Origin of the sequence: Vibrio crassostreae, from assembly GCF_041439375.1 — a bacterium.
In the GTDB taxonomy this organism is placed as follows: Bacteria; Pseudomonadota; Gammaproteobacteria; order Enterobacterales; family Vibrionaceae; genus Vibrio; species Vibrio crassostreae_D.
In genome coordinates this window covers 52,355-66,993 of record NZ_JBGONY010000022.1, presented here as the reverse complement: position 1 = coordinate 66,993, position 14,639 = coordinate 52,355, and the positions used below count along the sequence as shown (strand labels likewise).

The window sequence follows — 14,639 nt, the reverse complement described above, 5'->3', positions numbered from 1 at the left end:
ATCGAGCCCGAGTGTTCTTTGGATTATAAATTCATCAAAGTATGCTCGCGCCCTGCCCGCGGACCAATCTTGTGCCAATTGAATCACTGAACTAGGCGCCAAACCACAAAATTTGGCTAAACCTTGAAGTGAAAGAAACGTCTCACCGTTAGGTAGGACACCCATACTAATATTATCAACTTCCTGAATTTTAACAGGAACAAGATTCAAAGGTTCTTGCTTCACTTCATTCTCCATGCTCGATATAAGGGATTAAGGGTAATATGATACCTTACACTCATATCTCAACGCATGATATGCAACTTTTGTGCTATAGGTCCCAATTATAGTGCAATTACTATAATTATCACTGATATACAAAAGGATAATTTTTTGGAACAAAGGCCCGGTATTTGTAACCTTTCTAGCCATTAGGATCCTCCAATTTTCGTATCCGTTGCTCTTGGTCTTGTTGTACTCGTTTTATCCAGTTGATGTCTGTTTTCAAAGCCGCAATCGTGCCAAGGCTTGAGACTCAACCTGTAATAAGTGCAATGATTAACGCCTCGAGATACGCCATCACTTCGTTTTCCATCGTGATGCGTAGTATTCAAGTAGGTATCGCACCATGGCACGCATGCCTAGCGTATCGACAACAACGGCACCGACTACAAACCAGTAAGGGTTGGGGATGTTCTGCAGTGCATCGAACCCTTGCTCGACGTATAGCGCGTAATTAGGGATGAAAGACAAAATGAAAGACAAGAAGGCTTACATAGCTAACAAAGTGTTTCGATAAAACTGAGCTCCAGAAAGTGACACTGCAACATATTCTCACTCCCCCCAATTAGCTGTGGCGTCGTGCCTCGTTATCACAGCAAGCCATAAAGCTCACACACACCGCTCTGATTACACAAACCGAGCCACTTTAAATTTAACTGTATAAATATACAGTTAAATTATTACCCCCGTAAAAACCGCACTTATTGAGCAAATAACATTCAGAATCAAGGGTCTGCGTTCAATTTTTAAACTTGAATTTGGTCTAATGGTTCGCTTTCCTGTATAACCGTCAATTCTGGATCAGTTCTGGGTATAGCAATTTTATCAATGCTAATACTCTAATCTCCGATTGCGCCAACTTTAAGGCATTGCGCATTAGGTTTGAATCACGTGTACGGATTAATATCATGAGCGACAAAGCATTCCGCAAACTCAACATATTCCTCTCGATTTTTTGCCTGGCAATCACCCTATTGTCGCTATTCTCTTTTGATAAACTAATGAACAAGAGCTACATCATTAGCCCAGACAAATACCCTACACGCGTTAACACAGACAGAGACCACGACGGTGGCACCGCAGGCTCGTTACACAGATCAAAAGATGGCATTGAGTTACAGTGTGACTTTGAACGAACCTATAGCTTGCCCTTCTGCGAAATTGAGTTCGTTATATCGACACAAGGTAAAGGGCTCGCTCTCTCTACGTTCGATTCGGTCACCATTAATATGGATTACCAAGGCCAAGAAGACCCAAGGTTTCGCTTCTACATTCGTAATTACGACAAGAATTACAGCGTGAAAGGCGATGCTATGTCGAACAAGTTCAATCGCTTAGACTTCTCATTACCAGATAAAAACCACATCGACTTAAACTACTTCAATGTTCCTTTCTGGTGGATTGATCATTATAACCGCCCTGTTTCTGATAGCGCTGTAGACATTACGAACGCGGTATCTGTTGAACTCGGGCTTGGTGCCAGCACGCTTGCTGGGCATCATTCACTTAACATCTCGAGTATCGTGTTCCACGGTAAAATCATCAGCAAGGCTTTGCTAGGTGAGCTATTGGTTGGACTATGGGTGATATACGCGATCTACTATGTCGCTTGTGCTTTACATATTGCACAACGAAACAAAACGCGTTCAGCACAGCAACAACGCCATTTAACCCAAGAAATTGAAGAGCTAAAGGTAAAGGCCACAACCGATCCGTTGACCGGATGTAGAAACCGAACCGAAGCGTTAGATACCTTCTATGATTTCGAATGGTTGGCGCAACAAGGAAAAACGATTCACATCGCGTTGTTTGATTTAGACTATTTTAAGCAGATCAATGATCAACATGGCCATGAAGTGGGTGACAAAGTACTTATTCAGTTTGTCGCAACGGCGAACAAGAGCCTTGGTGAGCAGTACTTGCTTTATCGCTGGGGTGGTGAGGAGTTTCTACTCGTTTACCTGGAACAAACTGCGCTACAGTGTAACGAATCTATCGATAATTTTTACTTAGCAATGGAGCAAAGCCCTTGGCCTAAAGCGCTTAAAGTCACGGCTTCGACCGGAGTAACGCAGCTTAAGGAGCATGAATCGATACGTGCTGCCATCAAGCGTGCAGACAAGGCACTTTACCAAGCGAAAGACGACGGACGAAACCAAGTCGTTACGTTTTATTAAGGCTCGCTAGACTGGACCGCAGCTACTCAATCAACAAGCCATTAATACCCAGTCGATATCTACTCTCCACTTAAGCACCCATCAAATTGTTAACCGCTGACTAAACAAGCCCATAAGCTTTGCTGTCTCATCAGAACTCAAATCGATTCGTATGCCTATAAGCGCGCTCTCACCATCTGCTATAACACCATCTGTAATAACGCCATCAATAGCATTCTCAGGTTGATACTTATCGTTCCTGAATCGCTCTATAAACAGCTCTTCTTTACGCCTCTAAGCTTCTCCTAAGCACTTGTTCTTGCAGTCACGTATAGCGTGTAAAGCTTGCTCTAAGCGGTGGTCAGTCACTCGCGGTATCGGTTTTGAACATTACCGTCGCTACTTATCTCGCACTGTTTTTAGATGAAATCCTCATTTGTCTGCTTGTGAACATTCATACACTCGTATCCGCTAAAAACAGAAGTCACAACGTCACTAGCCTTAAAAAACGCCATATATTGAACCACTTAGACATGGTGACATAAATACTGACACCTAAAATGGCAATTGTTTTGCTTTCAGATCTTACTGTAATTTAATTACAAATAGAAACCGAAAAAAGCTTATAAAGTGGATTACTCCGCTGTAACTTACTGAATAAGCTAGATTTAAGGGTTTTGATTAGGTCGGAATTTAGGGTAACTAAAGAGTGGGTATGTACGAGATAATCTACTAGAGGGTAATATATTTAGTTATAGTGCATTAAGGTGTTAAAAAAGAAGGGCTGATGCCCTACTCTTCTTTATTACTCATTTCTTCACGAATTTGCTCAGCAACGATTTTGATAGCTTGTGCTGTGCTGATGCCCTGAGTCATCATTTCTTGAATTCGTTCAACAGCTTTCTGTTGTTCTTCGTGAGAAAGGGTTGGTAAGTCGTTTAGCATGCTCTGCTCCTTTATTTAGGAGCAGAACTATATAAGGACTGTTAGTAACTAGCAAGGAAATTGATTGAAGCACCCATTGCATTTTCGTTTGTGTAGTTCGCACTTAGATCTAACTGGAACAAGTTAAGTGGTGAGATACCAATACCGGCTGTGACTGTTCCTTCCGAATCAGAGTAAGCTAGGTTCTTGTAGTACCCTCCCCTTAACTTAAGCTGACGCAGAAGATCAACTTCAGTACCAACACGAATCATCTGTTCGTTATCATCAAACGAAGTAAACTTCTCAGTCTCATTTAGGTCGTAATCAACACTAAACGAAAAGTAATCCGATACGATGCCTGCACCAACGGTGTAAACCGGTTCAAGTTGGTAAGTGTATTTACCGCCAACTTGGTGTGTCGCACTACTTGTGCTGCTGGTTAACGTTCTCGTCGTATCTTTGGTTTCGATGTCTCGTGAGATCAAATTGGTTGCTGCAACACCGACTCGGAACGGGCCGAAGAACCAAAGCGCACCAGCATCCATGTTAAATGCAGTGTCGCCATCACTGTTTTCTCTAACGTCAGACAGATCGTAATCATTAACCGACGCGACATAGTTGTATGTGTAAATACGTTGGATCTTAGGTGTGATACCAAATGAGATGTGTTGGCCCATAAAAGTTTGGTATTTTGCTAAAGAAATGCCGACTTCTGCGACACCGATAGAAACAGCTTCAACAGTAGACAGTTCAACTTTGTCTTCATCTGAACCTGTCGTGTAAACGTTAGGTGTCGCAAATGATTCTGTGTAGGCTTTCGCGAAAAGGTTTGCAGCAACAAACTGATTAGGCAGAGCAAACGCGACAACACCACCCAGTTCTACATTAGCTTGGTTACCATCGAGTTTATTAAGCGCTGCATCTAAGTCTGCGGTATTTGACGCATCAACGACGCTATCGATATTCGATTTCATATCGTTAGGGTCATTATAGCTACCGCCAAAACTTGGCGTAATCATGCCCATATCATCGTTACGACGATAAATAGCAACAAGTGCCGGGTTATAGAATGGAGCGGTTAGGAAGTTTGCTGAAACAACACCAACACCACCCATAGCATCACCACGCGCTTCAATGGCGTAATTTGCTGCTGAAAGAGGAAGACTGGCGAATGCAATTGATGCTGCGAGTAGTTTAGTTGTATTTTTCATGCCGTTTATCTTTGTTAGATCCCTTACATAGTTAACGGCACAATTTTAAATTACTTTAACTCTTCTTCGCTAGAAATATCATAAGTTTTACTGATAGTTTGTGCTTGTTCTATCGCTATGTCCCCTTGCCAGCGTGAATGCACCATTGAAACCGCTAAAACATAGCGATCATTTGGAAGCTCTTCGCCGGTCAGGTTCATCGGATAATCAGATTCATAGCTCTTGCCCCATACCTGCTCATAGCGCTCGTCGACGTAATCGTACAAACCAATTTCTAGCTTAGGGAGTGGACAATATGGGTTCAGCAGCTCTTTTTTATCAATACGCCACGTGTCTTTTGACGACCAGCGAACTTGCTGACGCATGGCTACTTCGCCAAGAATAATCCAAGTGCTCCAAGAGTTGCCGCCATCGCCTTTCACACTTAAACGATACAAGCCTGATTCAAGCTGAGATGGCAAATTGTAACGCTTGCGGTATAAACTCACCGATGCGTTATTTACCATTTCACTCTCTTTAGTGAGTTCACTATCCGAAGAAACGATCTTATCGACCCACCTCTCAAGAGTTATATCTTGGATGTTATTATCGGATTCAACATTAATCGCGACACGAAAAGTATCTCGACCAGGGCTTTGAATGATGTGTCTTTTAACGATTACAGAACTGATCCAATCAGGAAGTGTTTTTCTAGTGAGGGTTTTTCCACAATCTTTGTTCAATGCTTGATCGAACAGTTCATTGAGGTGATCTTCGCGTGATTGAGAAGAGTTGATTTGCCAAACTTCCACTAATGAATCAAACATCTGAGGCAAATCATTATCTAATAGATGTTTATGTACTTGAGTCAGAGCATCACTACTCTTGAACCAATCCGCTGCTTGCGTGGTATTAGCTACACAAGACAAGATTAATAGTGGAAGTAAGACTTTTTTCATTACGCTTTCATCTTGTAACCAACGCCACGTAGCGTTTCGATTTCTAGACCCGGTAATTTCTGTCTTAGTTGCAGAACGTGGGTGTCTACTGTACGTGTTGTTGGGAAATGGTTGTAACCCCATACATGGTCAAGCAGCTCGTCACGTGTGAAAACACGACCAAGATTACTTGCCAAAAACAGCAGTAGGTCAAACTCAGTACGAGTTAAGGTGACTTCTAGCTCGTTGAAAAACACTTCACGAGTCGCTTTATCAATAATAAGGTTTTGAGCGACAACTTTTGATGCGTCTTGTTCTTCAGCGTCTGGTAGGCGAAGTTGAGCTCGAATTCGAGCAAAAAGCTCAGCCTCTGCGAATGGCTTAGTGAGGTAATCATTCGCACCTGAGTCTAAGCCCGCGACTTTGTCTTTTACTGTCACAAGAGCCGTTAGCAGGATTACAGGAATATCTTTCTTTTTCTTCCAACCTGGAAGCGAATCTACTGAGTCACCATCTGGGAGTTGACGGTCTAGGATAACTAGGTCCGCTTGCTCCCAATAGCCTTCAACTTCAGAGATCAGTTCTGCATGCAAACATTCATATCCAGCTTGCTCAAGGCTAACTAATAAACCGTCAGCTAAATTTTTATCATCTTCAACGAGAAGCAATGTCTGTTTCACAAGGTATCTCCAAAATAAATGTTGTTGGGGGGCCGATAAGCGTCATGTGACCGCCCATTTTTCCGACCATAGATTCAACTATCGTCAGACCTAAACCGAGTCCACTCTTACTTACGAATGGCTTTCTTAGTTGCCCCCAATCTTTGCGAGACAAGTCTCCATTATCTATAACTTTGAATGTCAGCTTCTTGTCAGAAGTATTCAGTTCTAGTATCACTGGAGCTACACCGTATTTCACGGCATTTCTGATCAGGTTGTCGATACACGTTCCTAACCAATATACGTTTACTTTTGCAGCAATATCTTTGTTTACGCGAAGTTCTATACCTGGAGCAAAGTCTTCTTCAACTTTGTATTGAAGCCACTCCTCCACACTTGGTACCCACTCTGTCGCCAACGGTTGGTTGTCTGATTGCAAATAGTCTTTGCTTGCTTCTGCCAACTGCCTCAAACGGCGCGTATCTTCGCACAGCCGACGAAACTCATCATATACTGATTCAGGCAAGTGTTCGAACTCTCGTCTGAACCCTTCAACCGTCAATGACAAACTCGCAATCGGCGTTCTTAATTCGTGCGTTAGAATTTGAAGAACCAGCATACGGCTCTTCATCTCTTGTTTCTTACTGTTCCAACGGTAAATCGCCCAACCCAAAACAAGCATGATGTTGGCAATCACCAAGATAAACATGGCAACTTGCAGAAGCTCTGAATGATCTTCTATTTCCCAACACACATTGCCGCGTTGTACGAAGCAACTTTTACCTTCCGAAGACAAACTGAACGATAAACCAGAAAGTGTTGCGTTTTCATTCCAAACTGATTCTTTGTACAGGTAATATCTGTCGCCGCGCTTTACCCACATTTCGTCAAGCTCTACAAACATGCTCGCACCTGCTAATAGTGCTGTGATGGCCTCACTGTCCATGTTTTGTAGGCGAGATAAAAGTTCATCATGCTCTGTGTTTGGTCGCTCTTGAATATGCATAAAACGTTTCAGAGAGTCGAACTTGTCTGGATATTTTTCTACATATCTCGCCGCATAAGACCCCCCACCAGGGTGAATCAAACCACTACGGCTAAACCAGCGATCAGAAAGCTTGGTTCCTTTGCACATTGCACGAGTAAAAACCAAGGGTTCTGTAATCAAAGGGCTTAACGGTAGTTTTCCGCTACACGTTTTTGATAACTGATATAAACGCTGGATGTCTTTTAACGGATACTCTGCAGTTTGTGGCAACATAGAAGACGGCATGATCAAGCGTGTTGGATAATCAGCCTGCAGCACTCGAATATCATAAGATTCGATTGCGGTTTCATGATCAAAAAGTTTGGTGAAATTATCGATACGCTCAGGCAAAGAGTCAGCAAATGCGTTTGCAGACACAGATAACGTAGCGATAAGAAGAGTAAATGTTCTTTTGATGATCACAAACCGACGCAAATTCATATAGATCAAACAAATATATACCATTCGCTATCAAAGATAAATTTTTAACCGCATGAAAAACAATAGTAATGGCGAGTTATAACAATAAATAGCATCATATTAGAATTGTGTTGCACAAGCGTACTCACAAGTTTAGTGGATTAATCCAACGATCATTCGAACACGTTTTGCGTCAGTTTCCACGTCCTACTTGTTATTAGTTTTGAGTAAAGCAACTTATTGAGAACAAAAAAAGGAGCTCAACGAGCTCCTTTTTAGTTGTCACACAAAGTGCTTTCTATAGATGTTCTAGAATACCTAGACAGCTCTGTTTCGCATCACCAAACAGCATCTGCGTGTTCTCTTTGAAGAACAATGGGTTTTGTACACCTGCGTAACCCGTATTCATCGAACGTTTGAATACGATAACGTTCTGAGCATTCCAAACTTCAAGTACTGGCATTCCAGCAATTGGACTGTTTGGATCTTCAAGCGCAGCAGGGTTAACGGTGTCATTTGCACCAATAACCAATACAGTATCTGTCTCACTTAAGTCGTCGTTGATTTCGTCCATTTCAAGAACGATATCGTATGGCACTTTCGCTTCAGCAAGGAGTACGTTCATGTGACCCGGTAACCTACCCGCAACTGGGTGGATACCAAATCGAACATTGATGCCCTGCGCTCGTAGCTTCTCAGTGATTTCATGCACTGGGTATTGAGCTTGAGCTACAGCCATCCCGTATCCTGGGGTAATGATGACTGACTTTGAGTTTTTCAACATGTCAGCTACATCTTCAGCTGATGTTTCGCGGTGTTCACCCTGCTCTTCATCGCCATCAGACACCACCACTTCTTGGCCGAATCCACCAGCAATAACGCTAATAAACGAACGGTTCATCGCCTTACACATGATGTAAGACAGAATCGCACCTGACGAACCAACCAATGCACCTGTTACGATAAGCAGATCGTTTGCAAGCATGAAACCTGCCGCCGCCGCTGCCCAACCAGAGTAAGAGTTAAGCATAGAGACAACCACTGGCATATCTGCGCCGCCAATCGATGCCACTAGGTGGTAACCGAATGCGAATGCGATAAGTGTCATCACCATAAGCGCGAACATGCTGCCGTCCGCTTTAACGAACATAATCATTAGCAATGTAGAAGCAACGATAGCCGCTAGGTTCCACTTGTGCTTATGAGGGATGTTCAATGCAGACGAAGAGATAACGCCGCGAAGCTTACCAAACGCAACAATAGAACCTGTAAACGTCACCGCACCGATAAACACGCCAAGGAACACTTCCACTAGGTGGATAACGTGCTCTGCGTGAATATCTGCAGGGTTGATAGAAACAGCAGCAGGTGGATCAATATAGCTGTTATAACCCACAAGTACCGCCGCCATACCTACGAAGCTGTGCAGAATTGCCACCAGCTCAGGCATCTCAGTCATTTCTACTTTTCTTGCGTAGTGGATACCAATACCACCACCGATCACCATAGCAATGATGATCCATACAATACCTGCAGAATGAGGGCCAAAGATCGTTGCGATCAACGCGATTGCCATACCTGTGATACCGTAATAGTTACCTGCACGTGCAGATTCCTGTTTCGATAACCCAGCCAAGCTCATTATAAAGAATACAGCAGCAACAATATAAGCTGCTTGTACTAATCCTTCAGACATCTGTTACTCCTTAGTCTTTACGGAACATTTCAAGCATACGTTTGGTCACAGTAAAGCCACCAAAGATATTGATACTTGCAATTAATACGGCAATAAATGATAAGAACGTGACGACGCCACTTCCTTGTCCTATCTGTAACAGTGCACCGACTACAATGATGCCTGAAATCGCGTTTGTCACGGACATCAGAGGCGTATGCAGAGAATGGCTTACATTCCAAACTACGTAATAACCCACCACACAAGCGAGAACAAAAACGGTAAAGTGAGATAAGAACGCAGCAGGAGCAACCGACGCTATCCAAGCGAAAGCACCAACCGCAATTGCAATGCCGGCGACTTTCTTGACTGGAGACACAGGTTGTTGAACCTTCGGTGGAGCTTTAGCTTCTTCAGGTTTAACTTGTTGTGGTTGAGCTGACACTTGAATTGGTGGCGCAGGCCAAGTAACTTCGCCCTCTTTAACCACAGTTACGCCACGCAGCACGACATCTTCAAAGTCGATATTGATGTTGCCATCTTTCTCTTTACATAGCAGCTTCAGTAGGTTGACTAGGTTAGTGGCATATAGCTGAGATGACTGAGTCGGCAGTCGACCAACCATATCGGTGTAACCAACAACTTTTACGCCATTAGCGGTTGTGATCACTTGATCTGCAACCGTGTATTCACAGTTACCGCCATTCGCAGCTGCAAGGTCAACAATAACGCTACCTGCACTCATGCTGTCTACCATCTCTTTAGTAATCAGCTTAGGTGCCGGACGACCTGGAATCAGTGCCGTTGTAATGATGATGTCAACGTCTTTCGCTTGAGCCGCATAAAGCTCTTCCGCTTTCTTGTTGAATGCTTCAGACATCTCTTTTGCGTAGCCATCACCCGCGCTGGTATCTTCCTTGAAATCGACTTCCAAGAACTCAGCGCCCATAGACTCGACTTGTTCTTTAACTTCAGGACGAACGTCGAACGAACGAACGATCGCACCCAAACTACCCGCAGCGCCAATTGCCGCTAGACCAGCAACACCCGCACCAGCAACCAGTACTTTTGCCGGTGGAACTTTACCTGCAGCGGTAATTTGACCCGTGAAGAATCGACCAAATTCATGCGCCGCTTCAACCACAGCACGATAACCCGCGATGTTAGCCATAGAACTCAATGCATCTAGCGCTTGAGCTCTTGAAATACGAGGTACAGAGTCCATCGCCATCACATTGATGTTACGGCTGGACAATTGTTCCATTAATTCTGGATTTTGAGCAGGCCAAATAAAGCTGACCAATGTTGCGCCATCTTTAAGTAGATCGATTTCATTTTTAGACTCGTCAACGATCGGAGCGTTAACTTTAAAGATAATATCGGATTTCCAAGCTTCATCTGCGGTTACAACTTTTGCTCCAGCTTGTTCATAAGCTGCATCTTCAAAACTTGCTAACGCACCTGCTTGTGATTCAACACAAACTTCAAATCCTAATTTTAGAAGCTGTTCTACCGATTTCGGCGAAGCAGCGACTCGCGTTTCACCTGCGAGTGTTTCTCTTGGTACACCAATTTGCATAGCTATTCCTTGACTATTGGCACAATGACTTATTCGTTTGTATCTAACGACAACTAATACTTCAAGCGTTTTGTTCAAAGAACAGGAAAAGTTATTACTTATAACGATTTGGATGGATTTTGAGCGCTTCATTTGAAGAAATGACGAGCCTCTCGAACAAAGAGGTCAAACCACTTGCAAATAATCCTTTAAATAACAACCTTCTAGCTGTTCTTTATCCCTAAAACTAAAAAGAGCTTTCAGCATATACACTGAAAGCTCTCTAAATTATGACCAACATCAATTCTAACCCTAATTGGTTAGCTAAATATATTGTCGCCCATTTGGTCGATGAACATCTGCGATTTTTTAAGCATCAATTCATCGGCATCTTGTTTGTTTGAAACAACATCTGAACGAATGAAACGGTGGGTTTTGATTTCACCATCGAATTCTTTCTCGATTCGCCCAGCAACACGGTATTGACCAGATTCTGCAATGGCATCTTGATAGATATTGAAGCCTTTATATTCGATTGGTTCAATCTCTACTTTTTGTTCGGTTTTTTCTTTGCCACCAAATAATCTAGAAAAAAATCCCACGTTTTATACTCCTTAAATGACCGTATTAACCCTAAACTATCATGAGTGTTTACGGTTCAACAATGGCTTTTCATACCATTGCAATTCTACATCTTCATCAAAATTGTGTTGACTAAATATAACGGGCACATTGTCGTCACGTTCGCGTCTTCTATCGTCAATAATCATGCTTTCCGCATTCTTGACTGCGATCTCACTATTTCGTTTATAGAGCACCAGTTTGTCTTCTGGTAATGCCGAAAGAAAATCGATATCGAAACGAATATAAATAGGTTTAAGCTGCCCTAAAGACAAGCACGCAAGATCAGCCAGCTGTTCGTTGGTATAATTAGACACATATTCCTCGGTAGCCAAAACATGACCAACCAGAGTTTCCATATAGTTATGTACATCAACACTAATTTGCATACCACACCTCCATTTGTAGCAGTTTTTTCTAATAGCAGTCGTTTCTGAGCTTATTCATGCAGTCCTGACTAGCGGCTACAGAGAGCTAATAGAATTCAATTGAGCAGCTTTCTGTAACTAGGTTCTTTCCATAGTTGAACTTTCTACAACGCAGATAAGATTTACCAATACAACATAGCGAACTTCCCCTAACTTCGTTACAAATTTTTCGTTGTTCGATTGTAAGTCATCATGTCGACTTTAAGCCTCAAGCAAGAACCACCAAGATTTTGTTAAGTATATATAACGACTAATTTATTTCTCATATATACTATGTAGTTCGTTCTATGGTTAATAGCAACTCAAATACATATAAAAAGAGTTGCACCAGTAGCGACCTATGACTATGTTTTTGCTCTGATTTAGGCAAAAAGCTTGGCAATCGCTTGTTTAACCGTATCCTACGTATAAAATTAAATTATAAGATCATCAGTATAGTTAGGCTCACCAAATAAATGGCATCTTCTTTTGTAACGTCGAGCATGTTTCGATTTTGCTTCCCCCTATTTTTATTGGCAATTATACTCGCTGGTATGAACAACGTCATTCTTGTGACGGATTCAAACTTAGGGTTTGCTAGCAACCTTCCATATATCCTATTGAGCGTTGCCGTTTTACTATGCCATACATTCAGACAAGGGCGTATGGCCATGGTGTCATCAACCATGCTAGTAGCATACCTGATCATCCAAGTTCGCTTACAAACGCCTCTTAATACCGGAACGACTTTGTTAGAACTATCGCTTCTTGCGGCATTAGTTCCTGTAACCTGTTTATTGGTGTATGCATTTCCTGACAACGGCGTAAACTCAAAATCCATGCTCCTCTACGCGATCGTTCTGGTTCTTTTCATGGTTTGGGCACAATTGATCGTTTCTCACTTCCATGCTGGTGGGTTTGAATCATGGAGTGAAGGCCTTCTTTTTGTTGTCAGAGATTTCTCAAAACTGCCTTTGGTTCTAGTGTTATATAGCCTTTGCTTACTTGGCCTTACAGCCATTCTTGTGTTGGTGTATAACCGCTCTATTGATGTTGTCGTTTATAGCGCAATCTTGCTTTCTTCTTGTACGTTCATCTTCTTTGACGTGCAATATATCTCTAGCACAATGTTCTCGTTATCAGGCACTTTGATCATCGTTTATGTGATGTCTGCCAGCCACGATATGGCCTTTAATGACCAATTGACTAACATCCCTGGCCGACATGCCTTAGAAGTGGATATGAAGCATCTAGGACGTAAGTATTCAATGGCCATGGTTGATATCGATCATTTCAAAAAATTTAACGATACGTACGGCCATGACATTGGCGACGACGTATTGAAGCTAGTAGCACGTATATTGAGAGAGACCACGGGTGGAGCTAAAGCTTATCGCTATGGTGGTGAAGAGTTCACGATCATTTTTAAAGGCAAATACTCGGAACAAGTTAAAGAACACCTTCAAACTTTGATTTCCGAGATTCAGAACTACGACATGACGATTCGTAATAGCCACGAGCGTCCTGATGATCATGAAGTGGGTATGAAAAAGCGTGGTAAGAACGGCAAACCATCGGAAGTAGTAAATGTGACAGTAAGCATTGGACTGTCTGATAGCACGACGACCAAACACCCTGAAGAAGTATTAAAGCTTGCCGACAAAGCGCTTTACAAAGCGAAAGAAACTGGTCGAAACAAGCTATGTGTTGATAGCTAAACGCAAGTGTTGATAACTAGACTAAAGGGAGCTTAATCTTGGTTAAAGAAGATAACTAAGCTCCCTCCTTTTAAACTACTTCCGTAGTTGATCGTAAATCCAATTCCCACATTATCGACCCATTCATTAAATAGATTTGGATTAAGCAACCAACCTACACTGCCCTCATAGTAAGAAGTGGTACCCATAGAAGCCACGGTGTCACCGCCAATATCAATTCTTCTAATACTTGAGTACATTGATGTGATATTTTTATCCCAACGTACTAGATCATAAAAAATCTTGGCCTCATTAGCGATATACCAACCTTCAGGGTTTCCGATATCACCGTTATTGGCTTCTCCCCAACCTACACCATTAAAGTAGTGCCAACTGGTACTGAGCTTGTATTTACCCCAATCATTCTTGTCTTCGAAAGTCAGCTTGATCTTAGGCTCAATGATGTATGCCCATGCATCAGTATTATAATAGAGCCCGTCCAATTGATCTTGAATAGGTTCAAGCAGTGAAGAACGATATTCAAAGTCATTACGGTAATATGAGATATGGTTACCAATTGCAGAGCTGAAACTCCAGTGTTCGTTAAGTTGAGACACATTGGCAAACGCCACGTAACCAGAAATCACTGACTCTTTTTGAAAGTCACTTTTAATTGTTGACGCATATTCCACATCATTCTCAATTCGTAACGCTGAGAGGCGTAGCGTTACCTCTTGATGGTTGTCTTCAATGTAACTTGGTAGTTCAAATGTATAAGGGAGACTGAGGGAGGTGATGTTTTGTCGGCGACTCACTGAATCATTCGAACCAATATCTTCATTGTCCAAGCTCAACACTTTATTTGGATCGAAATTATTGATACCAAAGGTAAAAACATCAGTATCATTAAGTAATACACTGGTAGCAAAGCGCTGCTCTAATTCCTTACGGAAGAGATCAGACAGGGAGTTGGCATATACGGTGGTTGACACTGTAGTTAAAAATAGAGGAGCCGCGGTTAAAAATAGAGGAACCGCAAGCGCCCAATAGGTGTTAGTCACAGAAAATGACTTTGAATGTGGCATTTCTTTTATCACTTAAAGCAT

The 14,639-nt window shown here is 42.4% G+C and carries 13 protein-coding genes and 1 pseudogene; 2 read left to right on the top strand and 12 right to left on the bottom strand.

Translation table 11 applies throughout. The annotated features are described in order from the left end of the window. Together ACED45_RS11530 and ACED45_RS11525 are read right to left on the bottom strand one after the other, a co-directional pair. The coding region (locus tag ACED45_RS11530; protein WP_371714082.1) for a hypothetical protein at positions 1 to 225 on the bottom strand (225 nt) is incomplete at its 3' end. 333 nt (positions 226 to 558) lie between these two features. Next, positions 559 to 747, bottom strand: a pseudogene (locus ACED45_RS11525) (hypothetical protein); the annotation flags it as partial. Between the two features lie 383 nt (positions 748 to 1,130). Between ACED45_RS11525 and ACED45_RS11520 the strand changes: the two are divergent. After that, the gene (locus tag ACED45_RS11520; protein WP_371714081.1) at positions 1,131 to 2,438 is read left to right on the top strand and encodes a GGDEF domain-containing protein; all 1,308 of its coding nucleotides are present in this window, start codon (positions 1,131 to 1,133) and stop codon (positions 2,436 to 2,438) included. 771 nt (positions 2,439 to 3,209) lie between these two features. Here the strand turns inward: ACED45_RS11520 and ACED45_RS11515 are convergent. From ACED45_RS11515 to ACED45_RS11475, 9 genes are all read right to left on the bottom strand, one after another. Continuing rightward, positions 3,210 to 3,362, bottom strand: coding sequence for a YoaH family protein (locus tag ACED45_RS11515; RefSeq protein WP_004731009.1), 153 nt, complete (start codon positions 3,360 to 3,362; stop codon positions 3,210 to 3,212). Positions 3,363 to 3,403: 41 nt separating this feature from the next. Beyond that, entirely contained in the window at positions 3,404 to 4,552 is a 1,149-nt protein-coding gene (locus tag ACED45_RS11510; RefSeq protein WP_371714080.1) for a conjugal transfer protein TraF, read from the bottom strand. A gap of 50 nt (positions 4,553 to 4,602) precedes the next feature. Further along, on the bottom strand, positions 4,603 to 5,490 hold the full coding sequence (locus ACED45_RS11505; protein WP_146490449.1) for a DUF2861 family protein: 888 nt from the start codon (positions 5,488 to 5,490) through the stop codon (positions 4,603 to 4,605). Then, on the bottom strand, positions 5,490 to 6,149 hold the full coding sequence (gene vxrB / locus ACED45_RS11500; RefSeq protein ID WP_146490448.1) for a response regulator transcription factor VxrB: 660 nt from the start codon (positions 6,147 to 6,149) through the stop codon (positions 5,490 to 5,492). Before vxrB ends, ACED45_RS11505 begins: the two co-directional genes overlap by 1 nt. Continuing rightward, positions 6,124 to 7,596, bottom strand: a complete 1,473-nt coding sequence (vxrA, locus tag ACED45_RS11495; protein ID WP_371714079.1) for a sensor histidine kinase VxrA — start codon at positions 7,594 to 7,596, stop codon at positions 6,124 to 6,126. The genes vxrB and vxrA overlap by 26 nt, the downstream gene beginning before the upstream one ends. A 277-nt stretch (positions 7,597 to 7,873) precedes the next feature. After that, positions 7,874 to 9,271 (bottom strand): Re/Si-specific NAD(P)(+) transhydrogenase subunit beta, encoded by a 1,398-nt coding sequence (gene pntB, locus ACED45_RS11490; protein ID WP_060981310.1) that lies wholly within the window; start codon positions 9,269 to 9,271, stop codon positions 7,874 to 7,876. Between the two features lie 10 nt (positions 9,272 to 9,281). Then, a complete protein-coding gene (gene pntA, locus ACED45_RS11485; RefSeq protein ID WP_123300859.1) occupies positions 9,282 to 10,829 on the bottom strand; it encodes a Re/Si-specific NAD(P)(+) transhydrogenase subunit alpha in 1,548 nt (515 codons plus the stop codon). A 299-nt stretch (positions 10,830 to 11,128) separates the two neighbouring features. Next, positions 11,129 to 11,410, bottom strand: coding sequence for an HlyU family transcriptional regulator (locus ACED45_RS11480; RefSeq protein ID WP_060981308.1), 282 nt, complete (start codon positions 11,408 to 11,410; stop codon positions 11,129 to 11,131). Positions 11,411 to 11,449: 39 nt separating this feature from the next. Next, complete coding sequence (locus ACED45_RS11475; protein ID WP_371714078.1) at positions 11,450 to 11,818, bottom strand: late competence development ComFB family protein; 369 nt, start codon at positions 11,816 to 11,818, stop codon at positions 11,450 to 11,452. Positions 11,819 to 12,312: 494 nt separating this feature from the next. Here ACED45_RS11475 and ACED45_RS11470 point away from each other — a divergent pair, with 494 nt between their 5' ends. Beyond that, positions 12,313 to 13,554, top strand: a complete 1,242-nt coding sequence (locus tag ACED45_RS11470) for a GGDEF domain-containing protein (protein WP_060981306.1) — start codon at positions 12,313 to 12,315, stop codon at positions 13,552 to 13,554. A 32-nt stretch (positions 13,555 to 13,586) separates the two neighbouring features. Here the strand turns inward: ACED45_RS11470 and ACED45_RS11465 are convergent, their stop codons facing one another. After that, the gene (locus ACED45_RS11465; RefSeq protein WP_371714077.1) at positions 13,587 to 14,618 is read right to left on the bottom strand and encodes a Solitary outer membrane autotransporter beta-barrel domain; all 1,032 of its coding nucleotides are present in this window, start codon (positions 14,616 to 14,618) and stop codon (positions 13,587 to 13,589) included. Between the last annotated feature and the right edge of the window lie 21 nt (positions 14,619 to 14,639).